General features: G+C 49.5%; 21 protein-coding genes, 1 tRNA gene and 1 other RNA gene. 18 read left to right on the top strand and 5 right to left on the bottom strand.

Annotated features, from left to right (window positions below; translation table 11 throughout):
- Together ACLUYS_RS03485 and ACLUYS_RS03480 are read right to left on the bottom strand one after the other, a co-directional pair.
- The coding region (locus tag ACLUYS_RS03485; RefSeq protein ID WP_412659092.1) for an ABC transporter transmembrane domain-containing protein at positions 1–504 on the bottom strand (504 nt) is incomplete at its 3' end.
- Positions 482–2,242, bottom strand: a complete 1,761-nt coding sequence (locus ACLUYS_RS03480) for an ABC transporter ATP-binding protein/permease (RefSeq protein WP_412659090.1) — start codon at positions 2,240–2,242, stop codon at positions 482–484. The genes ACLUYS_RS03480 and ACLUYS_RS03485, both read right to left, overlap by 23 nt.
- Positions 2,243–2,591: 349 nt before the next feature.
- Between ACLUYS_RS03480 and ACLUYS_RS03475 the strand changes: the two genes are divergently transcribed.
- The 7 genes from ACLUYS_RS03475 (at position 2,592) to ACLUYS_RS03445 (ending at position 8,108) form a co-directional block, all read left to right on the top strand.
- Positions 2,592–4,382, top strand: coding sequence for an ABC-F family ATP-binding cassette domain-containing protein (locus tag ACLUYS_RS03475; protein WP_288339060.1), 1,791 nt, complete (start codon positions 2,592–2,594; stop codon positions 4,380–4,382).
- A 406-nt stretch (positions 4,383–4,788) separates the two neighbouring features.
- Positions 4,789–5,391, top strand: a complete 603-nt coding sequence (locus ACLUYS_RS03470; RefSeq protein WP_288339059.1) for a PTS glucose transporter subunit IIA — start codon at positions 4,789–4,791, stop codon at positions 5,389–5,391.
- 69 nt (positions 5,392–5,460) lie between these two features.
- Positions 5,461–5,898 (top strand): hypothetical protein, encoded by a 438-nt coding sequence (locus ACLUYS_RS03465; protein WP_412659089.1) that lies wholly within the window; start codon positions 5,461–5,463, stop codon positions 5,896–5,898.
- A gap of 577 nt (positions 5,899–6,475) precedes the next feature.
- Positions 6,476–6,697 (top strand): helix-turn-helix domain-containing protein, encoded by a 222-nt coding sequence (locus tag ACLUYS_RS03460; protein ID WP_230267185.1) that lies wholly within the window; start codon positions 6,476–6,478, stop codon positions 6,695–6,697.
- Between the two features lie 282 nt (positions 6,698–6,979).
- Positions 6,980–7,450: an SsrA-binding protein SmpB gene (gene smpB / locus ACLUYS_RS03455; protein ID WP_230267186.1), complete on the top strand. Its 471-nt coding sequence runs from the start codon at positions 6,980–6,982 to the stop codon at positions 7,448–7,450.
- Positions 7,451–7,588: 138 nt separating this feature from the next.
- Positions 7,589–7,965, top strand: a transfer-messenger RNA (tmRNA) gene (gene ssrA / locus ACLUYS_RS03450).
- 67 nt (positions 7,966–8,032) lie between these two features.
- Positions 8,033–8,108 (top strand) — tRNA-Ala (locus tag ACLUYS_RS03445).
- A 174-nt stretch (positions 8,109–8,282) separates the two neighbouring features.
- Here ACLUYS_RS03445 and ACLUYS_RS03440 read toward each other — a convergent pair.
- Positions 8,283–8,492 (bottom strand): hypothetical protein, encoded by a 210-nt coding sequence (locus ACLUYS_RS03440; protein WP_230267187.1) that lies wholly within the window; start codon positions 8,490–8,492, stop codon positions 8,283–8,285.
- 392 nt (positions 8,493–8,884) lie between these two features.
- Entirely contained in the window at positions 8,885–9,010 is a 126-nt protein-coding gene (locus ACLUYS_RS03435; protein ID WP_255658196.1) for a hypothetical protein, read from the bottom strand.
- 744 nt (positions 9,011–9,754) lie between these two features.
- Here ACLUYS_RS03435 and ACLUYS_RS03430 point away from each other — a divergent pair.
- Together ACLUYS_RS03430 and ACLUYS_RS03425 are read left to right on the top strand one after the other, a co-directional pair.
- Positions 9,755–10,243: a helix-turn-helix domain-containing protein gene (locus ACLUYS_RS03430; RefSeq protein WP_412659094.1), complete on the top strand. Its 489-nt coding sequence runs from the start codon at positions 9,755–9,757 to the stop codon at positions 10,241–10,243.
- 307 nt (positions 10,244–10,550) lie between these two features.
- Positions 10,551–11,510 carry a Type 1 glutamine amidotransferase-like domain-containing protein gene (locus ACLUYS_RS03425; RefSeq protein WP_412659088.1) on the top strand — a complete coding sequence of 320 codons (960 nt, stop codon included), beginning with the start codon at positions 10,551–10,553 and terminating at the stop codon, positions 11,508–11,510.
- Between the two features lie 255 nt (positions 11,511–11,765).
- Here ACLUYS_RS03425 and spx read toward each other — a convergent pair whose 3' ends face one another.
- The gene (spx, locus tag ACLUYS_RS03420; RefSeq protein ID WP_230267190.1) at positions 11,766–12,197 is read right to left on the bottom strand and encodes a transcriptional regulator Spx; all 432 of its coding nucleotides are present in this window, start codon (positions 12,195–12,197) and stop codon (positions 11,766–11,768) included.
- Between the two features lie 727 nt (positions 12,198–12,924).
- Between spx and ACLUYS_RS03415 the strand changes: the two genes are divergently transcribed.
- From ACLUYS_RS03415 to ACLUYS_RS03375, 9 genes are all read left to right on the top strand, one after another.
- Positions 12,925–13,608, top strand: a complete 684-nt coding sequence (locus tag ACLUYS_RS03415; RefSeq protein ID WP_412659087.1) for a Fic family protein — start codon at positions 12,925–12,927, stop codon at positions 13,606–13,608.
- Positions 13,609–14,021: 413 nt separating this feature from the next.
- Positions 14,022–14,489: a peroxiredoxin gene (locus ACLUYS_RS03410; RefSeq protein ID WP_230267192.1), complete on the top strand. Its 468-nt coding sequence runs from the start codon at positions 14,022–14,024 to the stop codon at positions 14,487–14,489.
- Between the two features lie 203 nt (positions 14,490–14,692).
- A complete protein-coding gene (gene pfkA, locus ACLUYS_RS03405; protein ID WP_230267193.1) occupies positions 14,693–15,655 on the top strand; it encodes a 6-phosphofructokinase in 963 nt (320 codons plus the stop codon).
- A 70-nt stretch (positions 15,656–15,725) separates the two neighbouring features.
- Positions 15,726–17,144, top strand: a complete 1,419-nt coding sequence (gene pyk, locus ACLUYS_RS03400) for a pyruvate kinase (RefSeq protein ID WP_230267194.1) — start codon at positions 15,726–15,728, stop codon at positions 17,142–17,144.
- Positions 17,145–17,220: 76 nt separating this feature from the next.
- A complete protein-coding gene (locus ACLUYS_RS03395; RefSeq protein ID WP_230267195.1) occupies positions 17,221–17,619 on the top strand; it encodes an InlB B-repeat-containing protein in 399 nt (132 codons plus the stop codon).
- A gap of 57 nt (positions 17,620–17,676) precedes the next feature.
- Positions 17,677–17,910, top strand: coding sequence for an InlB B-repeat-containing protein (locus tag ACLUYS_RS03390; RefSeq protein WP_412659086.1), 234 nt, complete (start codon positions 17,677–17,679; stop codon positions 17,908–17,910).
- 35 nt (positions 17,911–17,945) lie between these two features.
- Positions 17,946–18,188, top strand: coding sequence for a hypothetical protein (locus ACLUYS_RS03385; RefSeq protein WP_230267197.1), 243 nt, complete (start codon positions 17,946–17,948; stop codon positions 18,186–18,188).
- A 502-nt stretch (positions 18,189–18,690) separates the two neighbouring features.
- Positions 18,691–22,914, top strand: a complete 4,224-nt coding sequence (locus ACLUYS_RS03380; protein ID WP_412659085.1) for a beta-N-acetylglucosaminidase domain-containing protein — start codon at positions 18,691–18,693, stop codon at positions 22,912–22,914.
- Between the two features lie 416 nt (positions 22,915–23,330).
- Positions 23,331–24,604, top strand: a 1,274-nt coding sequence (locus ACLUYS_RS03375) for a beta-N-acetylglucosaminidase domain-containing protein (protein ID WP_412659084.1), incomplete at its 3' end; no start/stop codon positions are given.

Genomic DNA, 24,604 nt, shown 5'->3' with positions numbered 1-24,604 from the left:
AATTATCCCAAGGAGGCGGTCGAGAAAATACCCGTCTTTTATTTGACGCTTACTGCAGAACGGAGAAATCGTGTGGGCATAAAACACTTCCAGAAGTTCCACATCCGAAGTGATCAGAGCGATCAGATCGCCCTTTTTACGCCCGTCCAGCCGGGCTGGACCGAGCCGGCGCAGCTGACCGAAAACTTTATCGCGAATCGTGGCCAGAAGACGAAAGGCAATGTAGTGGTTGCACGCCTGCTCGCCATAGTGAAGGACGCCGCGCAAAACGGCGAACAGTCCCATGCAAAGGCAGGCTGTCCCGAAGGAGATCGAAATGGAGCCAGGTATATGGGAGAATGCGGCCAGGACGGCCATCATCCCGATTCCGGCAGCACACACGAATCCGGCGGTTCCGGCCAGAATGGCCAGAATCATCCAGCATTCCATGCCGTGCACCAGCTTGAGCAGACTGCGCAGTACGCCAAAGGTGGAGAGATTCTTATTCGTTTTCTTCGCGTTCATACAGACTTTCTCCTTTCACGTACTGTTCCAGTTTCTGCTGGGCAGAATAAATGCGTTCGAATTCGCCCCCGGCTTCTTTCAGATCTTCGAATCGTCCCTGTTCAACGAGTTTTCCATGGGCGAAAACGAGAATCTGCTTCGCGCGTTTCACGTTGGAAAGGCGATGGGTAATAAAGAAGACGGGATGCTCTTTGGAAAATTCCTCGATTAAATGAACGAGAATGGCTTCGCTGGCAGCATCAATGGAAGAAGTTGCTTCATCGAGCAGAAGCGCGGAGGGTTCGCTGGAGAGAAGCCGGGCGAACGCCAGCCGCTGTTTCTGTCCGCCGGATAGGTTGGATCCGCCTTCCTCCAGGACAAAATCCAGGCCGCCCCGCTTCTGGATGAGCGGCCAGATCAGCGTTTTTCTGAGAATCTCGATCAGGGTTGGATCATCGATTTCTCTTGATCCGTACAGGTTTTCGCGGACGGTTCCCGCAAAGAGGACCGGCTGGCTGTTCAGAACGCCGATGTGACGAGCCAGACTTTTTCTCGACAGACTTTCCAGCGGCTGATCGTTGAGCGTCAGCGTTCCATCGTCAAAACGCAGGCGTCCATAAAGCAGGGAAGCCAGAGTGCTTTTTCCCGAACCGGATTCGCCTGCGATGCCATACAGACCGTTTCCCTGAAGCGAAAAGGATACATGTTCGAGCGCTGGCTTTGTCGCCTCTGGATACGTGAAGGACAGATCTCTGGCTTCGATATCCAGAGCCGGAAAAGCCGAGTCCAGACAAAGTTCCTCGCTGCCGTCCTGAACGGGAGTGTCGAGAATTGCGAACATTTTATCGGCTGCCGCGGATCCATTCATGGAAATATGGAAATAACTGCCCAGCGTACGCATCGGCAGAAAAAATTCCGCGGAAAGCAGGATGATCGAAAGCATTGTGGAGGCACCGATCTGTCCGTGCAGGCAGCCGTAAAGCGCCATACCCATGCCCAGCGCGCTTCCGCCGTAGGCAACAAGGTCCATGACGGAAATCGAGTTGAGTTGCATGATGAGAACGCGCATGGTAATGCGGCGGAAGTTTTCCGCCTGACGGTTCATCTTTTCGTGATAGAGGCCATCCGTTCCGTAAAGCTTGAGGGTGGTAAGTCCCTGCAGGTTTTCCAGGAAGTCATCCGACAGCCCCGTGTACTGATCCCAGTAGCGGGAAAGCAGTTTTTTGGCAAATTTCTGTACGGCGATGATGGAAACAGGAATAAGCGGAACGCAGACAAACAGCACAAGGGCTGCCGGCCAGTAAAGAAATCCGACGATCAGAAACAGCGTGAGCGGAGCGAGCAGAGCGTAAAAGAACTGCGGCAAATACTGGCCAAACCAGACTTCGAGCTGTTCAACGCCTTCGCTGGTCAGCTGGGAAATTTCCGAGGTACTCCATCGGTTGCGATAGCTGCTGCCAAGCTGGCTGAGCTTGTCAAAAAGACGTTCGCGCAGCTGCCGGCGAACAAGGGCCGCGGCCTGGAACGAAGCACGGGAGGCCATTTTTAAAGCCATCTGGCGCACAATCAGACAGGCAAGAACGAGTAAAGCGGTATTCCATACGGAAAGGGAAGGCGTCCCGAAAATGGAGGCTGCGCATACGCACAGCGCGATCGTGGAAAGGCTCGAAGCCAGCAGGGAAATCCACTGAAAGAAAATGTTTCTGCTAATATAAGGAAACGTATCCGGGAAGGCTTTCAGAAGACGTTTGTTCAGCATAAAGGGCTCCTTTCTGATGCTCCTTGCATAAAGACGGACATTCCGTCTCCAAATGAAAAAGGTCGCAATCCATGCTGCCGCGCTGACCCGGTCTGTTTTCAAAAGGCGGGGGAGAGTCAGAAAGTTAGCGTGGATTAACGGTTTGCGCTGACTAACTATACAGATGGATTTTCCCGTGTGCAAGCCATTCCTTTCGCTTTTCGAACAAAAAGGGATCCAATTTGTATGAATTCGCTTTCCGGACTGACGGACAGGAGAGCGGATGAAAGAATAGAAAATTTATCGTCTACGCAAAAAAATGAGCAGAAAATGAAAAAGGCCGCATGGCCGTAAGGAGAGGAGCGATTATATGCTGATATCGGCATCCCATCTGCATTTGGACTATGGAGACGGCCGTTCACCGATTCTCGACGATGAATCGATGGACGCCGAAGTTTCGGAAAAAATCGGACTGGTGGGCCGCAATGGTGCAGGGAAATCCTCTCTGCTCAAAATCCTGGCGGATCCCCAGACCACAGCGGGCAAAATCATCCGCAAGTCCGGAATGAAAACCCACATTCTGGAACAGAATCCCGTCTTTACGCAAAAGACGATCTGGCAGGAGATGAAAGCGGCCAACGACGCGCTGAGCGATCCGCGCGATGACTATGAACTCAAGGCCATTCTGACGCGTCTCAAGCTGGACGATTTTGACGCGCCGATCGAACCGCTTTCCGGCGGCCAGAAGCGCCGTCTTTCGCTTGCCCTGACGCTGGCGGACCGGGCGGATCTGCTTCTTCTGGATGAACCGACCAATCATCTTGATATTGAAATGATTGAATGGCTGGAAAACTGGCTTTCCAAAACGAAGGCGACTGTCATTACCGTTACGCATGATCGCCGCTTTCTGGAACAGGCATGCACCCGAATTCTGGAGCTGACCGACGGTCATCTGTACAGTCATCCCGGCTCCTACGCCGAATACCTGGAAGCCAGAGAAAAACGGGAAGCGGATGAACAGGCAAGAGCCGCCAAACGGGAAAACCTGTACCGTCACGAACTCGAATGGGTACGGGCTGGCGTGCAGGCGCGTTCCACAAAGCAGAAGTCCCGTCTCGACCGGTTTGAAGAACTGCGCGCGCAGCGAACCAGCCGGCAGAACAAGACGATGGAACTGCGCTTTCCCAGCGAACGCCTGGGCAAGAAGACGCTCGAATGGCAGAACCTTTCCTTTGGCTATACGCCTGAGAAAATTCTGTTTCATGACTTTTCCTACCACTGCAAAAGAACGGACCGCATCGCGCTCGTCGGACCGAACGGCTGCGGAAAATCGACGTTCCTCAATCTGGTCGACGGCGATCTGACGCCGCTCACCGGCGCCTTTAATTTTGGCTCCACAGTAAAAATCGGCTATTTCCGACAGATCCCCGATCCGGCGGATGGAAACCTTCGTGTTCTGGACTATATCGAAAAAGAAGCCAAGGCAGTCGTTACCCTCGACGGCGAACAGAGCGCTTCGGCTATGCTCGAACGATTCCTGTTTGATAAGACCAGGCAGTATCTTCCGTTAAACCGGCTTTCAGGCGGCGAACGGCGCCGTCTCGAACTCGTTCGCGTGCTGATGAAAGCGCCGAACGTCCTGCTGCTCGACGAGCCGGGAAACGATCTGGATATCGAAACGCTGGAAGTTCTCGAAGACTATCTCGATAATTTCCCCGGCATAGTGCTGTTCGTTTCTCACGACCGTTTCTTCATCGACCGTACCGCGACCGAGCTGTTTGAACTGCAAAGCGACGGGACCTTCCTGCGTATTAGCGGAGGCTATTCCGATCTGCAGGTGTTCAAGGAAGAAGAACGCCGCCAGGACAAAGCCAGACCGGCCAGTGCAGCCATTTCTGCCCGTCCAAAGGAAAAGAAGATTTCCTTTTCCTCCAAAGAGAAACGGGAGCTGGAAGAAATTCCACAGAAACTGGAAGCCAATACGGCTCGCATTGAAGAAATCGATCATCTTCTCGAGTCGGAAACGGATTATAAAAAAGTGGCCGAGCTGAGCGATGAACGCGAAGCCCTTAGCCAGACCAATGAACAGCTTGAAGAGCGTTGGATGGAGCTCGAAGAAAAGCGGGAAGAAACCGCAAAACTTTACGCCGCGAAAAAATAAGAAAACGAGTAAGAATACTAGACGAGTAAGAAAACGAACAGGAAAAACAAGAAAAAAGAGGAAAGCCCGAAGAGCTCGCTCAAAAACGCTTCTCTCGAAAGAATTCGTTCGAAAAATTGAAAACTTAAAACGATGCGAAAAGCCGGTCTGGATTCGAGCCTGTCCAGACCGGCTTTTCGCATGGACGCTCTGGATCTGCAGGGCCTTCGGGCATAAGGCAGCCTGGCCTCTGGGGAGCATTTCTATAATGAATGCACAGCAGGTCTCTTTTTCGAGCAGAAGCCAGATGGAACGGATCAATGCTTTCAAATTAGGGCAAGATCTCGGGCCCAGGGCGCTCAAGAGTGCGGCCGACCTTCTGATCGACAGAAATTTGTTGGAGCCTGCAGAAAGTGAGTGGATAGCGATGAGTGATTTTCTGAATCATTTAAAAGAAGATGTCGAAAAGGGCGGCGAAGAAATCAAGGACGTATGGGATCATGCCAAAGAATCTTTTGAAGCCGATGCCGCTGCAGAAAATGCGGAACTGGATTCCTACCATGATCTGTTTGCCTGGGCAGACGGCAGTCTGCTCGCCCTTCCGTTTGACGAGAAGGAAATTTCGCAGAAAGACCAGGAAATGCGGACGCTGGCTGTCATGGCAGTGAAAGATCAGTCGATCTGTGCGCCAGCGGACGGTGTGATTGAATCAATCGATCTGCCGCAAAATACGATTGTGATCAAGACCAGTCCCGTGAATACGCTGGCGATTAAAGTATGCGTCGGCACTGTTTCCTTTGAAAAGGATGCGACGATTCTCGTTCATCCCGGTCAGGATGTACAGGCCGGCCAGCCGTTAGTTCGCTTCGCCCATCCGATCGAAGCTAAGTCGAAGCTGATGCTGGCGGAACCGAAGACGTTTGCGGATTTTAAAGGCGCCGGCTACGTTCCAAACCATGAACCGGGCGTCATCGGACGAAACGAAATTATTATCACCACCCAGCCGAAGGCAAAAGTGTACAAGGCGTAAAGACGGGCATATCCAAAAGGGCCCATGACAGGGCTCGATATAATGAAGTCAATCAAGGAGGTCTGAATCATGAGTGATTTCTTTAAAGATCTGGGAAAAGATGTGAAAGAGGGCTGGGACAAAATGTCCGACTCTGTAGAAAAGGAAGCGGAAAAGCTGAAAGCTGACTTCGAAAGCGACAAGGAAAAAGCCAAGGAAAAAGCCGCAGACGTAAAAAAAGAGACCGAAGCCAAAGAAGCTGAATGCAAGGCAGATCTTGCCAAGGATGATGCCAAGGCAAAAGCCGATACCAAAGCCTTCAACGAAAAAGTCAAAGCCGGTGCAGAAGAATTTGCCAGCGATGTGAAAAAAGGCTATGACGACGTCAAGGACAAAGTCGAAGACGCTGCTGACAAAGCAAAAGCTGACGTAAAAAAAGACACAGCCGATGCGAAAGAAAAAGTCGAAGCTTTCAACAAAGATGTAAAAGCCGACGTGAAAAAAGCAGAAGACAAACTCAAAAAGTAGTCCCCAGGCATACCCAAAACTGAATAATTATCTGGCCGGATAACTCCGGCCTTTTTCCTGCTGAAAACTTTTTGTTCCGTAACGGACCGGCTGCCTTTACGAAGAACCGGTCAGTCGGAAAACGGGAAAATGAAGCATTTTTCCAGGGGATAACCGAGGCGAAAAATCATTGAAAAAAGTGCCCGCAAAGCATCAGAAATGATCTGAATGCGATGGGACCGGACGGCTCCTTCAACCGGGATTTGAAAGGCAAAAAGCTGGATTCTGAGATGAAAAAAGTTAAGAATTCTGATCAGATGTTTGTCTTTTTGCACTTGACATTTTTGTATGGAATCGATGGCTAAAATTGTTGTCGGATTCCCTATAAGCTTGTTAAAATCAACAATAAGAGGTTATAGCTATATCTGAAACGATTGCATATGTCAGGCGAAGCGGATATGCATACAGGAATATTCGAAAAAAAACGCCTCATGCGGCAAGAAATTCTAACGATTTGAGGTTTACAAATCAGGGAATGTTGATTTTTCAATCGTTACAGGTAGTATAAAGAACGTAGAAGAAATAGAAGGGTATCTTTATGGTCAAGAACAACATCGAAGTGGACATTAAAGTTAAAATTCTCGAAGGGGGATATACCCAGGAACGTCTCGGCACCAAAATTGGAACTACTTCCCAGTACGTTAATCGCATCATCAAGAAGAAAGAGGGCCTTCTGAACAAGACCTTTATTCAGATGATGGAGGCTCTTGGTTACGATATTGAACTGGTTTATGTCCCTTGCGAGAATCACGACAATTAATAATCTCGAGCAAGTACAATCATCGACGAACTGATCATAGAAAAACAGAGAGATCCGCGCGGTTTCTCTGTTTCTTTTTTCTTTACCTGGATTTTTGGAAAAGCGGAAGATTTCACCCGCCCATAAAAGCGTGAGGGAATCCTGCTATACTGAAAAACGAGCCCGATCCGCTCCTGCTGAAAGATCGATTAAAGTGCTTCTCCTGCAAATCTCGAAAGAGAGGAGTTCGAAACAATTCCAGAAGCCATGCAGGAAACGGCATCAAGAATACGGAGGAATACCATGTCGCAAGCTAACAACGGAAAAAAAGTCATCGCCTACAACCGGAGCGCCCGGCATGAGTATGAAATTCTCGAAACTTACGAGGCAGGCATTGAACTCAAGGGAACCGAAATCAAAAGCGTACGAAAAGGAAAAGTGCAGCTGAAGGACTCCTATATTTCCATTCGCAATGGACAGGCCACGGTGAAGGATATGCACATTTCCCCGTATGAATTTGGCAACCGCTTCAACCATGATGAAACCCGGGACCGCCGTCTGCTGCTTCACAAAAACGAAATTCTGAAACTCGATCAGGCAGTCCGCCTGAAAGGGCTGACTCTGGTTCCACTGTCCATGTATATTTCCCATGGTCTGGCCAAACTGGAAATTGCGCTGGCCCGAGGCAAGAACATTCATGACAAGCGGGAAACCGCCAAAAAGCGCGATGCGGAACGCGATATTCGCAAGGCGCTCAAAGGCAGCTGGTCCTGATCGCGCTTTACCGCTCTGGATCTGTACCGCCTGGAAAACGGTCAAAACCGGCCGCCGCTTAAAAAAATTGAAATCGAAAATCTTTTGCTTGCATACAGTTTGAATTTTGCTAGAATATTTAATCGAGGACGACATGCCGGGGATGTTTCTGGCATTCGATGAGTAATTGTTTGGACTCAGTCACAGCCGGGTGATTCCGTTAAAATCATTCAAAATAAACGCTAACACATTTAACTTCGGCCGCACCAACACTGGTGCCATGGCCTTCGCTGCTTAATTTATTCACTACGCGTGATCGCAGCCTGTTCAGATCAGTTCGCTTTCTTATCGTCTGAACAGATGGCGTAAAGAAGATAAGCTGACGAAGCGACTGGCTTCGCCGGACGAAAATCCAACAGTCACCCCATCAGAAATTGTGTCTGTCCAAGTCTGATGGTCAAATGACAGACTAAGCTGTAAACACTGATTCGTGGGACATTGCTTAGACGCGAGTTCGACTCTCGCCATCTCCACCAAATGAAGACCACAGTGATGCAAGTCCTCTGCAGAGATAGTGCAAGTCTATCCGTCTTCATTAAATATGGGGTGTTAGCTCAGCTGGGAGAGCGCATGGCTGGCAGCCATGAGGTCAGGGGTTCGATCCCCCTACGCTCCACCATATGGAAATAACCCTTTAGGTAAAGCGCCTAAAGGGCCTTTTTTTTTGTTATGTGCGATTTGTGTGCGATTTTTTCTTGGTCGTATGCAGTGCCGACAGAACATCGTCTTCTGATCTGTCGACCAGGTGGCCGATTATTCCTTTCCGGAAAAAGAAAAGAGTCGGTCAGGGATCTTAATAAATCGCTGAAACAGATTGAATTGGTATTTCGATTAGGTTGCCATCTATCCCTTCAATAAGCAAAGCATCATCATAATTGTCAAAATCATCTTTATCTAAAATCTGAATGAATATGCCGTTAACCGGCGGGCTATCTGTACAAACCACCGAAATGGGCTTATCTGTTTTCATTTTTACTCTGTTCATTACGTCTTCTAAACTCATTTGATGGTCTCCCCGGAACTAGATGTGCTCCTGTCTTGGAAAAATTTATCACAACAGTATCTGTATCTTCATTTGAAGTCTTTGAGATATACTCTCCAATTTTAGTTTTTATCAATTGAAAACTGTTCCACTTTGGTCGGAAGGGGGGCCTCCCTGTCATAGTTATCGGAACCCTGCTCTTCCGGGTGAATACATCAGGCCACTTTTCTTGTTAAGGCACGAGGAATACGACCTGTTCAAGTTTGATGGATATATACCATATTTAAATATAAAGCAGGTTTCTGAATTTTCTGAAACAGAAATGAGATACTGTGTCTGCAAAACAGGAAGATCAGACCGCTTGTCGCTTGCATCAGAAATTGCACCTCCTTGGACAGACAAAAAAGCGCTGGCTAGGCAGCGCTCTCTGAATCGTGCTGCGGAATGAATTTTTCCATCTCCTGAGCAATGGCGTCATTCTCGTAAATGCCCTGGTCGCGGCAGGCGCAATGGAAGTCATAGCATAAATCCAGCGGCATACAAACATTTGATGATGATTTCGGGATTTACGTCTTTCTTCTTTTTGGAAATATACCAGTGCAGGAAGACTCCAATAAGGACAATCACGATGAGGCTGGATATCGCCTTAATCAGATAGTAATGCGTGCTGTGCATGAATTTTGGTTACCATGTGCAGAAAAGACATTCGAATCCATTCCAAAGGCGGTGTGTCGATTTACCCGCTCGCTTACAGCAGCAGGGCGATTAGTGAACTGACCAGATCCACAAGGAATTGGGGAGCGGAAAGAAGCAGGGAACAGTAGAGAAGATCTTCCAGAGCTCTTTTGATTCTGGATCGGGTACGTGATTTGCTTTTGCAGGAGCGATCTTCAGTCAAATCGGGATTCGATTCATGGTACATCGGTTTTTACCTCGCTTTCTTCAGACTTGAAGTCCAAAGATGAAGGATAAGAAATTCAGAAGATTGAGGATTCCCAAACACCCGAATCCGAAAAGGCAGAATCCGGGCTTTCAGGATGCGCCCGAGAAAATGGATGAAAAAATGAAAAAGAAATGCGGACAGAGCACTGGAGAACGTGGAGAACTTTCAAAATGGAAATTTTACCCGTCTTCGCGGATCCTTCCGCCCTGTACCAGCGATGATTTTTGATTTGCGCTTCCTGAATCGGACTGAGAATGCCGGCAAGTGAATCCCGCATTTCCAGGTGCAGGCATCTGCTGCTCAGTCTTTCTGAAAAACAGATCATTCAAAGGTTAGGAGAATCGCATATGACAACGAGGGAGAACGTATTAAGCGCAGAAGAAAAGAAATTAGTCTTACGCAAAGCGAACTGGCGGAGCGTCTGGGCTACACCAGCAAAGCTGCGATCAGCCGCATTGAACGCGGCGAGAACAATTTCCCGCTCAACAACATTGAGGCGTGGGAAAAAGCTCTGCATACCACCCGCGATTACCTTCTCAGCAAATCCGACATGAATGATCTCAACGGCCAGTCCTTTACCTGGACAGCCAGGGATAATGTCATGAATAAAATCGATGCCGGCGATACTGTGAAATTGGACAAGACCTCCGCTGCGCAGAGCGGCGATCTGGTTCTAGCGGATGTGAATGGCGCCATCGTCGTGCGCCGCCTGATTCAGAAAGACGGCGTGACGATGCTGCGGGCGGATAATCCGGATTACGAAGATTTCTTCAATCCGAAGTTTCAAATTCTTGGGGCTGCGGTTTCGGTAGAGAAGGTGCTTCATTAAATGCTTTTGAACGGTACGTTCTAACCGTTTCTGCCGTATCTTCTCCCTATCCTGTCCGCGTTGAGTCGAGCGTTCGCTCCGGATTTGTTAAAATTCAGGAGCTGTCCACTCAGTCTGAATGGGACGAGCGAATCCTGCTAAAGCTGGCAGGCTGACCGGTCGCTTTGCAGGCGACACTTAAAAACGGCGGGAAGATTTACCGCGAAACAAAACGGGGAATCCGGCGCACGATAAGGTGAATATTACGCGCGGTTGTGCGGGATTGCCGGCAGGATGTACAGACGCAGCTGCAGGAGAGAAAACGGAAATGAAACTGGTATCGAGAATGACACCCGCTCTGCTCAAAAAGTGGAACGAGACGCAGACGATGGAAGAAAAGGATCTTTGTGGACTGGTTTTCTGCATGCCCAATGGAGCAGATGCGCTCTGGTCCAGACCAGAGCCGGAAGATCTGGAAATTGTAGTGGACAGACAAAATCTCAAAAATCCCGTGGAAGGCAAAACGGATCTTGTGCGGACCTGGACGAGTGTGAAAGACACGCCGCTTCGCCATCCGCACGCGTTTTCCATACGGCCTGCGGCTTCAATTGAGCGGACCTGCGTACTGATGAACACGTCGATGATTGATGAAAAATGGGTTCGACCGGCTTTGAAGCCGCTCCTTGCCCCGAATGACGAAGTTTGCGTTCTGGCATTCAGCTTTTTTGACGATACGAAAACGCTTGAGGATTGGAACCGTCAGTACAAGAAGGGCCAGGGCATCTGGTACCGCTCGAATACGGATGTGTTTTTCGCCTACGGCCTGAAAGAAAAACAGATTCACTGGGTCAATTACTTCACCGACTCCATCCCGCAGATGAAAGAAGCCATTCTTAATTCCAGTGTGCTTCTTCTGACTGGCGGCGCGCCGGATCTGATGTATCGGCGCATTCGGGAAAAGAAGCTTTCCGGCCTGCTTCGGCGCTATCAGGGTCTGGTGATCGGCTATTCCGCCGGCGCCATGATCCAGCTTGGGGAATACCACATTACCCCGGATGAAGATTATCCGCAGTTCTGCTGGAAAAACGGACTCGGCTATCTCACGGACTTCGATGTGGAAGTGCATTTTCAGAACACGCCCCATCAGCTCCGGCATATTCAGCGGGCACTGAGCGAACGCCACCGTCCGGTTTATGCGATCGACGAAAAAGGCGGCATGATTGTTCAGCCAGATGGAACAAAAAGCTTCTTCGGAGCGGTGACGTGCTTCGATCCAAAAACCAAATAAGCAGGAAAACGGAAAGTAAGAAAACTGACAAAGAGACAATCCGGGCGGCACAGAATGACGTGACATAGGATGACGTATAGTTACGCGTTATTCTTTAAAAACCGCCTGCCTGTCGATGATGAAATTCCGAAATATAAAGTCCAGGGCATGCCCTGGCTTTTTTGGCAAAAGAAAAAGGCGGCTTTTGCTTTGATTTGCGAAGGCCGCCCTTTGAAGTTCATGGGTGAGGATAGATCCGTGAATTACAAGTCTAAGTTAAAACGTACGAAGTTCGAGTGTGGATTCCAAGATGGAACGTTCGATCCGGCGAAGCTCTTCTTTACGACGGCTAACCGGGATCATGGCTGTGATTTCGTCATCATCGTAGCCAACGACCATATTCTTTTCGGATAACATGATCGGTCGTTTCAGAACCGACGGGTTTCTCTGGATAAAACGAGTGAGCTGGGTCAGTGACATTTCATCGATTTCTTCCTTCAGTGTGAGATACGCTTTTGAACGTGTCGAGATAATGTCTTCTGTACCGTTTTCGCAACGGGAAAGCAGATATTTGATCTCAGCTTCAGAAAGCAGGTTGGAGAAGATATTCTTTTCAACAAAATTAATGTGGTTATCTTCGAGCCATCTTTTTGCCTTGCGGCAGCTTGCGCATCCAGGCGACGTGTAGAACAATACGGCATCTTTCATATTATTTTTCCTCCGAAACATAATTGTTTCCTTTTTTCTTGATAGGTCAGTGTCTTAGATTTGCATTTCCTGAAGGAATGCATTTCTTAATTGCATCTTTATTTTATGTCTTACCCGAGTAAAGATGCAACCTTTTTTAGAAAGAAAATCCGAAAACTTTATTTGCAGCAATCGTCCTTTAAATAAAGGGGGAATCAATAATAACTAATTTGAACGCGCTTTCATTGAGGTACATTTGAGTTCTTAATATTGTGGCGAAAGCGTTAAATTGATGAGAAAAGTGGCAAATAGAGCTAGTCTTGCCCTTTCTCGGTTTAAACGCAGAGCGGATAATTTGTACAATTTGTTTTTTTTATGAAGATAAAAATTAATCAAAATTGTACATTCGTTGCGTGAAACGGCACTCATGAATCTTTATATTCTTTCTTAGCCTTAACATTATCTTTATACGAATTAAGGCTTTTTTAATTTTTGACACTCAAAAGCCGCATTCCTTTTGCGGATATGTCCGATGATTTTCTTGCGATTTGCCCAGATTCAGGCTGCTCTGGGGCACATTCGTTCTATGAGGATAAATATCCCATTAATATAAGACGGAATATAAATCCGAATCAGATGAAATAAAATGACGATATGCATAATATCCGCTCTCCAGCGGGCAAAAAATTGAAACGGCATCCATAAAATCCTCTATAATGATTTGTGACCCAGCAAGGAGAGAAACAAAATGGAAATTATTGAAGTACTTAACAATAACCAGAGTTACCTCGAAGATTTCATCACCCGGGTTGTCTACAACTCGAACGCTCTTGAGGGCAGTACCCTGACGCGTAATGAAACCTACGCGCTGACCTTTGACTCCAACCATTGCGCCATCAACGCCAATGCCAAGGAGATTCATCAGGCGATCAACCACAAGCGTGCCATGATGCAGATGCTAAAGCGTCTGAACGCCGGCGAACCGCTGACGGCCGAATATCTGATGTCCGTCAACGATACGATCAACGAAAACATCATGTTCGGCGGAGCCTATCGTGAAGATCCGGCTATCGTATCCGGATCGACCAAGGTATTCCCAGGACCTGAAGAAATCGAATCCTTCCTGAACCGTTTCATTGCCAAATATAATGACCTCGTTAAAAACGGATTTACGATGGAAGACGTAGCGGACATGCACATTTCGTTTGAGAACATTCATCCGTTCTCGGATGGAAACGGACGAACCGGCCGCATTCTGATCAACTCTATGCTGATCGCTAACAACCAGACCCCGATTGTCATCCCTCTCGAGATGCGCAATGACTACATCAAACTGCTGGAAACCAACAATGTAAAAGACATGGCCAAGATGTTCACCGGCCTTCAGGAAAAAGAAGCTGAACGTCTGAAAACGTTCGCGGATCTGCAGTAGTCTTCTCTTTTCGCTTTACCCATTATCAGAAATCAGAAAAGCAGCTTTCGGGCTGCTTTTTTGCTGGGCGGGGAACGGGAGATGCGCATAGGAAGGAACATAGACAGGAAGGGACATAGATAGGAGGCCCACAGAAAGAAACAAAAGATACAAACAAAAGATACATAGGAAGGGCAAAGTGAGACGCAAAATTTTCTCACGGCACAGATCCCTGAAACCATATCCCTGTATATCCATATATGGGGAAGATATATGGGGAAGCGGGCCTCTGGTACGGATCGGCAGAAAAGAATGCAAAGAGGCCGGCAGCAGGTCTGGAAAACGGATACAAATTTTGCATTCTTCCGATGCATGAAAACGGTTTACAGGTACAATAGGGGGAAGCGCGCAAAGCGCAGAAGGGAATTTAAATCATGCTTACTCCAGGAACACCGGCTCCGGATTTCACGCTGCCGGATCAGGATGGAAATCTGCACACGCTCTCTTGCTATAGAGGAAAGAAAGTCGTTCTGTATTTTTATCCGAAAGACAATACGTCTGGCTGTACAAAACAGGCCTGCAGTTACCGGGACCATTTTGAAGACTTTGAAAAGGAAGGCGCGGTCGTCATCGGCATTTCCAAGGATACGATCCGCTCCCACGCCAACTTCAAAGCCAAATATGAGCTTCCGTTTCTGCTGCTCGCCGATCCGGAACGAAAGGTTCTCCATGAATACGATGTCGTAAAGGAAAAGACCATGTATGGGAAAAAGGTTCTCGGTACCGTACGGACAACGTACCTGATCGATGAAAACGGCATCATTCTCAAAGCCTATGAGAAGGTCAAGCCGGAAACCGACAGCGAGACGGTTTTAAAGGATATTGAAAACGCAAAGCTCTAAGCCAAACCGTGCAAGGCACAAATCCTGCTTGTGCCTGACTATGTTAAAATTGATACAGATTCATCCGTAGAACGGAGGACGAATTCTGCCCAGCGCTTCCATTGCCCGCCATTCCTTATTAAGCGAAAGGGAAGGTTTATCATCGAGCGGCACTGCGAGGCACCGTTTAAACAAAAAATCAGTTGCGGATGAGGGAGGATAAGATGATTAAACGAATTGGCATTCTTACTTCCGGCGGCGATTCCCCCGGAATGAACGCAGCGGTACGTGCCATCACTCGTGTAGGCATCAATGCCGGACTGGAAGTCTATGGAATTTTCAACGGATATAAAGGAATGGTTGAAGGCTATATCGAGCCGCTCACTTCCGAATCCGTCAGCGAAATTCTTACCCGGGGCGGAACCGTTCTCGGGTCTGCCCGTCTGCCGGAATTCAAGGATGTGGAAGTCCGTAAAAAAGCCATCAAGCAGCTTGAACGCCGCGGCATTAACGCTGTAGTTGTTATTGGCGGTGACGGTTCTTACCGAGGCGCACTTGAACTGACTCACATGGGCATTAACTGCATTGGTCTGCCGGGAACGATTGATAATGATATTACATGTACGGATTTTACGATCGGATTCATGACAGCTCTCGAAACAATTGTCGATGCAGTCGATAAACTGCGGGATACATCCAACTCGCATCACCGCTGCTCCATTGTAGAAGTCATGGGAAACCGCTGCGGCGACCTCGCCCTGTGGGCAGGTATCGCCTGCGGAGCGGAAATCGTTGTTACCAGCGAAAGCGGTTTTGATGAGCAGGATATTCTCGATCGTCTGCGCGATCTCGATCAGATTAAAAAGAAAAAGCACGCGATCATCATCATTTCGGAAAAAATTACCGATGTTCACCAGTTTGCGAAAAAAGTTACGCTCAATACCGGCTTCTCCGGCCGGGCTACCGTTCTTGGTCACATCCAGCGCGGCGGCTCGCCCTGCCCGTTTGACCGTATGCTCGCCAGCCAAATGGGCGAGAAGGCCGTGGACTTGCTGATGCAGGGCATCGGCGGACAGTGTGTCGCTATCCGGAATAACAAGATCACGTCTTTCCCGATCGAAAAAGCACTTGTTATGCCGTCTGAATCGAAAAAACCGCTCACCAACCTGTTCGAACGTCTCGGATAGAGAGATCATTCGTGCAATTGCGAGGGGAATGGTTTAAAATCTCAACGGATTCAACTCTAGAGGTGTATGTATGGATAAAAAAACAAAAGTTGTATGTACGATCGGCCCAGCCAGCGAAAACCCTGAAATGATCGCAAAGCTGGTCGAAGAAGGTATGAACATCTGCCGTCTGAACTTCTCTCACGGCGATTATGAGGAACATGGAGCACGGATCGAGCGCATCCGCCAGGTTTCCAAGGAAATGAAAAAACCGATTGGTATCATGCTCGATACCAAGGGCCCGGAAATTCGTCTTGGCAAATTTGAAGACGGCGGCGTCCAGTTTGAAAAAGGCGACGTAGTGACCATCGTCAACGATGCGGAACTGCTCGGCAACCGCGAAAGATTTGCGATCAGCGTACCGGAAGTTTTTAACGATGTAAAACCCGGCGACTTCATCCTGATGGATGACGGTAAAATGCGCGTGGATATTACGGAAGTTACTCCAGGCAAGGAATTCAAAGGAATTGTAGCCAACCCCCACTTCCTGAAGTCTAAGAAGGGCTGCAACCTGCCAGGAATCATTCTTTCCATGCCTTTCCTTTCCAAGAAAGATGAAGCGGATCTGCGCTTTGGTGCGAAAAACGATATCGACTACGTAGCTCTGAGCTTTGTACGTCGTAAAGAAGACGTTCTTGCGGTTCGGGATGTTCTCATTTCCGAAGGCAAGGATGATATTCAGATCATTGCGAAAATCGAAAACCAGGAAGGTTTCGACAACCTGCCTGACATTCTGGAAGTAGCCGACGGCATCATGGTTGCCCGCGGTGACCTCGGCGTGAACGTATCACTCGAATACGTACCAATCTACCAGAAACAGATGATCAAAATGGCAAACGATGCCGGCAAGCCGGTTATCACCGCTACCCACATGCTCGAATCCATGCAGGGCAACCCGCGTCCGACTCGTGCAGAAGCCAGTGACGTTGCCAATGCGATCATGGATGGCACCGATGCGGTTATGACTTCCGCTGAAACAGCTGCAGGAAGCTATCCAGCAGAAGCCGTTCATACATTCACAAAAATTGCCAATGCCATCGAACCGATGATTGACTACAAGAAACGTCTGGCTGATGGTATTGCTTCTTCCAAGCGCAACATGAGCGACTCCATCGCCATTTCCGCTGCGGAAACCGCTCTGGCCATGGACATCAAGGCCATCATTGCCTTCACACAGTCCGGCCTGACCGCTAAACGTCTGGCGAAATTCCGTCCGGAAGCACCGATCATTGCGGTAACTTTCGATGAAAAAGTTCAGCGCTCTCTGCTTCCTGTCTTCGGTGTACAGCCTGTCGTTACCGACGTGCAGAACACCCAGCAGAACGACGTTCAGCTCGCTCGCAACATCGCTCTGAAAAACGGTCTGCATCACGGAGACAACATCATCGTTGTAGCCGGCTATCCAGTTGGAAGCGGATCGACCAACATGATGAAAATCGTTACTGTCTAAACCGACTGACGATTCTTCCGCTTAATTTGATTTCCTTTCAGGAGCTGCAATAAAACTCTGTGGCTCCTGTTTTTTTATGCATTTATTTTTATTTTTTGCTTATTTATTTGCGTCCGGCCAGGAGAGGGGCGATCTGTCCGGTTCTTCCATCGCAAAACCGGCCAATCCGGTTCGTGAAGGCTATACGTTTGAGGGCTGGTTTACGGATTCCGAAGGCAAAAACGCCTTTAACTTCGAAACGGCAAAACCAGAAACCGATACCGTGATTTACGCCAGGTGTACGCGGATCCTCACAGCCCTGGATGCCCCGGCTAAACTCAGAGTTAGCACATCCCGTAGTGAAACCGGCGTACTGAGCGGAACATTCCGCTGGGATGCAGTAGAAGCGGGTGAAGGAAAAGTCAGCGGGTATGGCGTGACGCTGACGGATCCGGATGGAATCGACTGGACGCAGGGCGGCATGGCCGGAACGTAAACCGAGTTTGCGACGGCTCTGACCAAAGAAGGCGATTGGACAATTACCGTTACCGCAGTGGGCAGCGAAGAAAACGGTTCGAGCGACAGCCAATCGGCAACGCTGACCGTCCGCATCACCTTCGATGCGCAGATCGAGGAAGAATCGGAAGATGTTCTCTGCCTTTGTGCATCTTCCATCACGAAGCTGAGCGATCCGGTTCCCACCGGCTACACGTCTGAAGGCTGGTTTACAGAGGAAAGCTGCACGAACAAATTCGATTTTGCGCAGGCAAACCGGAGCAGAGCCTGACCCTGTACGCCTAGTGGGCCGAAGAAGAACCGGTTGTGGAACTGAACTGGACGCTTCTGAATCAGGCCATTGCCAAAGGCCAGAACGTCAATACGAAGCTGGCCAGCTATCAGGACAAAGACAAGAGTGAATTCTCCGCAGCCTTTGGACGCGCAAAAGCGCTCAGAAGTGCAGAAGAGGTCACGCAGTCGGAAATTGACCGCATGGCCAGAGAACTCGCTTCGGCAGAACTTGTTCTTCGTCTGAAATCCAGTAAAGATCTGCTGAACCTTGAATAATCCGGCTGATCGAGCAGGAAATCAAGGCAGTCGGATTCTTCCCGATTTACAATGGAAACCGAATTGCCAAAGAATTCAAAAGGCCGGCTGCAGAGCGAAATCTGCAGCCGCCTTTCTTTATATGGTTATGTTCGAGTTACATGGTTATGTTCGAGTTCGTCAGGGAATGGGTATATTCGTGTTCTTCCGGCGTAAGTTCTTCGGATTGGGTTCTGGGTTCTGCGCCCGGTCCGGTTTCAGGCCCATGCTGCCGTGCAGGGCTGCCTGCTGACCATCTAGGAAAACGCGGAAAGAAGAGGAATGAAGATCGCTCAGGACAGAGATCGCAGGCAGATATAAAAATAGATAGGCAGTATCAATTCATAATCATTTCCCTTCAGTTTTATGCGCAAATCACTCACTTCATCGCGGAAAAACAAGCGGGGTGCTCTTGAGTGTAAGCGTGCACAATGCTAACCTGAAATCATGAGACCATCTGTGATGGATGGAAAGAGGAGGAAACATGAGGAAAGCTTCCAGAAAGATCGCAAGCAGCTTTTTAGCCGCTGCTATGCTGATCCCCTCATTCAGTCTGCCGGCTGCAGCTGCTGAACCGCAGGAAGAGCCAGTCGCCAGCACTGAGTACAAGATTTACCCGACGCCTCATTCCGTTGTTTACGCAACTGGAACGACGACAATCAGCAATGACGTGAACGTTGTCTACTCTGCAGGCATTGACCAGTACACGAAAGATCATGCAGCAGATGTTTTCAAGCTTCTTGGCGAGGATGTAAAACTCACGACGAGCGATGCTGCTGTTGAGGGAAAAACAAACCTGCTGGTCGGAATCCAGGGCGAGGATTCTCCGGCGAAAACCTACTTTGACACGCATACCATTACGGCTGAGGATCTCTTTTCCAAGACCGATAGCTATGCGCTTGAAATTCAGGATGGAACGATTGCCATTCTGGGCGTTTCTACCGATGCCGCCTTCTATGGCCTGACTTCGCTGAAACACATCTTCAAACAGGTGGAAAACAAGGAAGTTCGAAACCTGCGCATGGAAGACTTCGCGGACGTTAAGACCCGCGGATTTATCGAAGGCTACTACGGAAACCCGTGGTCCTTTGAAGACCGTGCGGATCTGATGACATTTGGCGGCGACTATAAGCTCAACGGCTATTTCTACGCCCCGAAAGACGACCCCAAGCACAATGCAAAATGGCGTGAACTGTATACCGAAGAAGAACTGAAAAACCACGCCATGCTGGCGGAAGCGGGAAACAAATCCAAATGCTATTACATTTACGCGCTTCATCCCTTTATGACCAATGCGATCAGCTTCGGTTCCAATTACCAGAGCGATCTGAAGATCATCAAGGACAAGTTTGAACAGATGATGGGTGTGGGCGTAAAACAGTTCGCCATTCTGGCTGACGATGCCGGTGTTCCAGGCGGCGAACCGCAGAACTACGTAACGCTCATGACCGATCTGACCAACTGGCTCAAAACCAAGCAGTCCGAATATCCGGGCCTGAAAACCGACATGATTTTCTGTCCGAACGACTATATGGGCAACGGCAGCAGCCAGCAGATGCAGACGCTCAAGCAGCTGCCGGATTCCGTTTCGATCATCGAAACCGGAGGACGTGTCTGGGGTGAAGTCGGTCCTTCCTTTAACAACCGTTTCTATTCCAACATGGGGCGTCCAGCGTTCATGTGGATCAACTGGCCTTGCTCGGACAACACCAAGGATTCCCTGATCATGGGTGCCGCGCTGACCTTCCTGAAACCGAATACGAATCCGGAAACCGTGAACGGTATCGTTCTGAACCCGATGCAGCAGTCGGAACCGTCCAAAGAGGCGATCTTCACCAATGCGGACTACGCCTGGAACATCTGGACTTCGGAAGAAAAATACGATTCCGTATGGCACGATTCCTTTAACTATATCGACCATGGCGATTCCACAGATACCATCGGTTCTGCCGCGTATCGTGAACTGTCCAAGCACATGCAGTATTCGAGAGCTGTGAACACGGAAGAATCCGTTGAAATCAAGGATGCCATGAGCGCTCTGGGCAATAAGCTGGCAGCCGGCGACGCGACCGTCGTCGACGATGTAAAAGCGCTCCGTCCTGAATTCGAAAAACTGCACCAGGCCGCCCTGGATTACCGTGAATATACCGGCAACGAACGTACCCTTGGCCAGATCACGTACTGGATTGATGCCTGGGAAGATACGACCGATGCGATTCTTGGCTACTTCGATACCATCGACAAGCTGGAAAGCGGCGCACCGCTGTCGGAAATCTGGGATTCGTTCTCCGCAGCACAGGCTGCCCGCGACCAGTCCGAAACGCATAAACTCTGGTACATCGATCACTGGGAATATGCGAAAGCCGGAACGAAATACGTCACTCCGTTCATGAACCGTCTGGACACGCTTCTGTCTGACCAGATTCTGCCGCTCGTTGATCCGAGTGCAGACCGCGTTCATATCATTACCAATCGTATCGATACGCCGACCGGCTCCATGGCCAACGCCACCGATGGCAATCCGAATACGGAAATCATTTACAAAACCCCAAGCAAAGTAGAACCTGGCGATTACATCGGTGTCATGCGCACAACCCCGATTGATGTCGATTCTGTCAGCATCCTTCTTGGTCAGTCCGGAAACCTGAACGATACATTCCCGTCCGCCAAACTGCAGTACACCCAGGATGGCGTAAACTGGATCGATATCGGAGAAGAAACGAGCAGTACCACCGACATGAGCCAGACTGGCCTTGGCCTGAAAAACGTTCTGGGCATGCGCGTTCTGTGCACAGGCAGTAACCCGAACATCTGGCTTGGCGTCCGTGACTTTGTCCTCAATCCAGAAGCCGGAGGCGACAGCGGGGAAACCGGAGAAGGCTCCTTCTCCCTCCCTGCAGGAAATGGCGCATATCAGACGAACACGAAAGAGAAAGCCTATGACGGCGATGCTTCCACGTACCTGTGGACCAACCAGAAAGCCGCTGTCGGCGATACCTTTACCTGGACATACGGCGAAGAAGTCCGCGCACGCAACGTCCATATCATTATGGGCAACGGCTCTTCCGCCGATAAATGGACCAGCTTCGTTCTCGAAACGTCTGTAGACGGAACGAACTGGACCGAACACAAAACGTTCACCAGTACGCCAAAAGGCGCCGATGAATACAACTTCGACCTGCAGAACGCATCGGTAAAATACGTGCGTCTGCGCAACCTCGAAGCGGTAGAAAATTGGGTTCAGCTTTCTGAATTTACTGTAGAAACCGAAGCTGGCGATCCGTACAACGCCAGCCATCTGATGACCAACACCGACATTGAAGCCGGCGTCTTCTTCACCGCAGCCGAAAGCAAACTGAAGGCGGAAGGCAGCATTACGCTCCAGCCGGGCGAATACCTCGGTATGGATCTGGAACGCATCGTTGAGATGGAATCGATTGATCCAGGAACTGATGCAGCAGGTCTGAGCGTTCAGACAAGCCGCAACGATTACGAATGGCAGGCATTTGATGCCAAAGATCCGATTGGCCGCTATGTCCGTCTGATCAACAATACCGACCAGCCGGTAACCTTCACCATCGACGATGTAATGACCGTTACATGCAAGACCGAAGCGGTGATCAAGCTGGATTCCTCGACGATGGGCAAAGATGACGAGTACGGCTATCAGGATACCCGCAATAACGGCGCAGCCTTTGACGGCGACGTAGATACGACAACCCTCTTTGCGGACTACCCGAAAGCGGGCCAGAACATCATCTACGATCTTGGACAGCTCCGTCCGGTTTCCAAAGTGACGATTTACACGCAGGATTCCGCAACCAACTACCTGACCGACTTCAAAGTCTCTGTTTCTGCCGATAAGGGAAACTGGACCGAAGTCTTTACAATCGGTGATGGTCAGCCCGATACCAATGAGCTGACAGTCAATGCGGTAAACTCCGAACTCTTTACCGCGTCTTCCACCTATCCAAACAAAGTCATGGCTTCCGGCGAAATTACTTCGACGAATGCCCGCTACGTGAAGATTGAGTTCACTGCCGATAACGACGTTCGCTTCGCTGGCTTCAATGAAATTGAAATTAATGACGGCGCGTACGTTCCGGTTTACAACGCCGCATTCCGTACGGATTCCGCACAGCGCGAAGACTATATTCCAGCTAACCTGGTTGACGGCAGTCTTGCTACCGCATGGACACCGGATACCGATGCAGCCGGATTCATCGAATACGACTACTCCGAAGGCCTCGAAAAGAACCACTTCAACGTCATCACCAAAGGCGACGCCAGCAAGGCTGCCTTCTCCGTTCTTGGCGTTAAAGACGGCGAAAAGAAATGGTACGACCTCGGAACGCTCGACCATTCGCTCAGCCAGTTCGCAGTCGATATCGATAAAGTGCTGACCGTGAAGATCAGCTGGCCGGAAGGCACACAGCCAGTCGTTTCGGAAATCATCGCCTACAAGGCATCCCTCGAAGAAATCGATACGACGCTGCTGAAAGCCGCAATCGATAAAGGCGAAGGTCTCACGCTGAGTGATTTCAACGAAGCGTCCCAGAGTGCCCTTGGGGCCGGACTTGACAGCGCAAAAGCGGCTTACCGCAATAAGCGCAGTCAGGAAGCGGTCGATGCAGCAGCCAAGAGCCTGAACGATGTTCTGCTCGAAGCCCGAAAGACCCCTTCGGCTTCTGCACTCGAAGAAATCTAAGTTTTACCCCGAACGCACAGATTCGATTTTGTGAAAACGGAATGATGAAATATAAATCTGGTCCCGGATTTGGACGATGCCTGGATGGCTTCCAAATCCGGGGCCGTTTTTTGTGCAGGAGAGGGCACGACAGAACGAGATCGGAACGCGGTTTAAAACGCGCTGAATAGAAACCCAGTACATAGAATTCCGGCACTCGCACAGAAAGACAGGAAAATAAATAGAAAATAAATAGAAAATAAATAGAAAATAAATATTGGAAACAGCGCAAGATCCTATCCGACACGGATAGGATCTGAGTGAAAAAGTATCATTCCTTGATCTGAAAGAATTCCTTGAAAGCGCTTGAGTGAATACGCTCTCAATGGTACGCTTAATCCGCTGCACCATTTTGAATGGTGTCATAAGGAGGAAAAATGAGGAAAACTTCCAGGAAAATTGCGAGCAGCTTTTTAGCCGCCGCAATGCTGATTCCTTCATTCAGCCTGCCCGCTGCCGCATCCGAACCGGATACGGGAGCCGCAAGCGCTGAATATAAAATTTATCCGACGCCGCAGTCTGTTGTGTACGGAACAGGCGCGACGACGGTTTCTAAGGATGTCCATGTCGTGTATTCGGCAGGAATTGACCAGTTCACAAAAGACCATGCCAAAGAGGTATTCGCTCTGCTCGGTCAGGACGTAACCCTGAGCGAAGGCGACACGCCAGAAGAGGGCAAAACCAATCTGCTCGTCGGAATCCAGGGCGAGGAATCCCCCGCAGCGGATTATTTTGAAACCCATACGATTGCAGCCAAAGATCTGTTTGAAAAGACCGACAGCTATGCGCTGGAAATCGGCGAGGGAACGATTGCCATTCTGGGCGTATCGACCGATGCGGCCTTTTACGGCCTGACGTCGCTGAAGCATATTTTCTCGCAGGTGGAAAACCGTGAGGTCCGCAGCCTGCGCATCGAAGATTTTGCCGACGTCAAAACCCGCGGCTTCATTGAAGGCTACTACGGAAACCCGTGGAGCCACGAAGACCGTCTCGATTTAATGAAATTTGGCGGCGACTATAAGCTCAACGGCTACTTCTATGCGCCAAAAGATGACCCGAAGCATAACGCCAAATGGCGGGAACTGTATACGGAAGACGAGCTGCAGAAGCATAAAGAGCTTGCAGAAGCCGGCAACAAATCCAAGTGCTACTACATTTACGCGCTGCACCCCTTCATGCATAATGCCGTGAATTTCGGAGATAACTATGCGCGCGATCTGAAGATCATCGAGGACAAATTCGAACAGCTGATGCAGGTCGGCGTAAAACAATTCGCAATTCTGGCAGACGATGCCGCGGTGCCTGGCGGCAATCCGCAAAACTACGTCACGCTCATGACGGATCTGACCGAATGGATCAAAACTAAGCAGTCCGAATATCCGGGTCTGAAATCCGACATGATTTTCTGCCCGGCGGATTACATGGGCAACGGCTCGAGCGCGGAAATGCAGACGCTCAAGCAGCTGCCGGATTCGGTTTCCATCGTGCAGACCGGCGGCCGGATCTGGGGCGAAGTCGGACCTTCGTTCAACGATCCTTTTTATGAACGAATGGGACGCCCGGCGTTCATGTGGATCAACTGGCCATGCTCCGACAATACGAAAGACGGCCTGATCATGGGCGGTGCCGAAGCGGTACTCAAGCCCAATAC

The sequence above is a fragment of the Allobaculum sp. genome, from assembly GCF_047010065.1.
GTDB classification, from domain to species: domain Bacteria; phylum Bacillota_I; class Bacilli_A; order Erysipelotrichales; family Erysipelotrichaceae; genus Allobaculum; species Allobaculum fili.
Note: the sequence above shows the minus strand (reverse complement) of the source record. Positions and strands in the feature narration are given on the sequence as shown.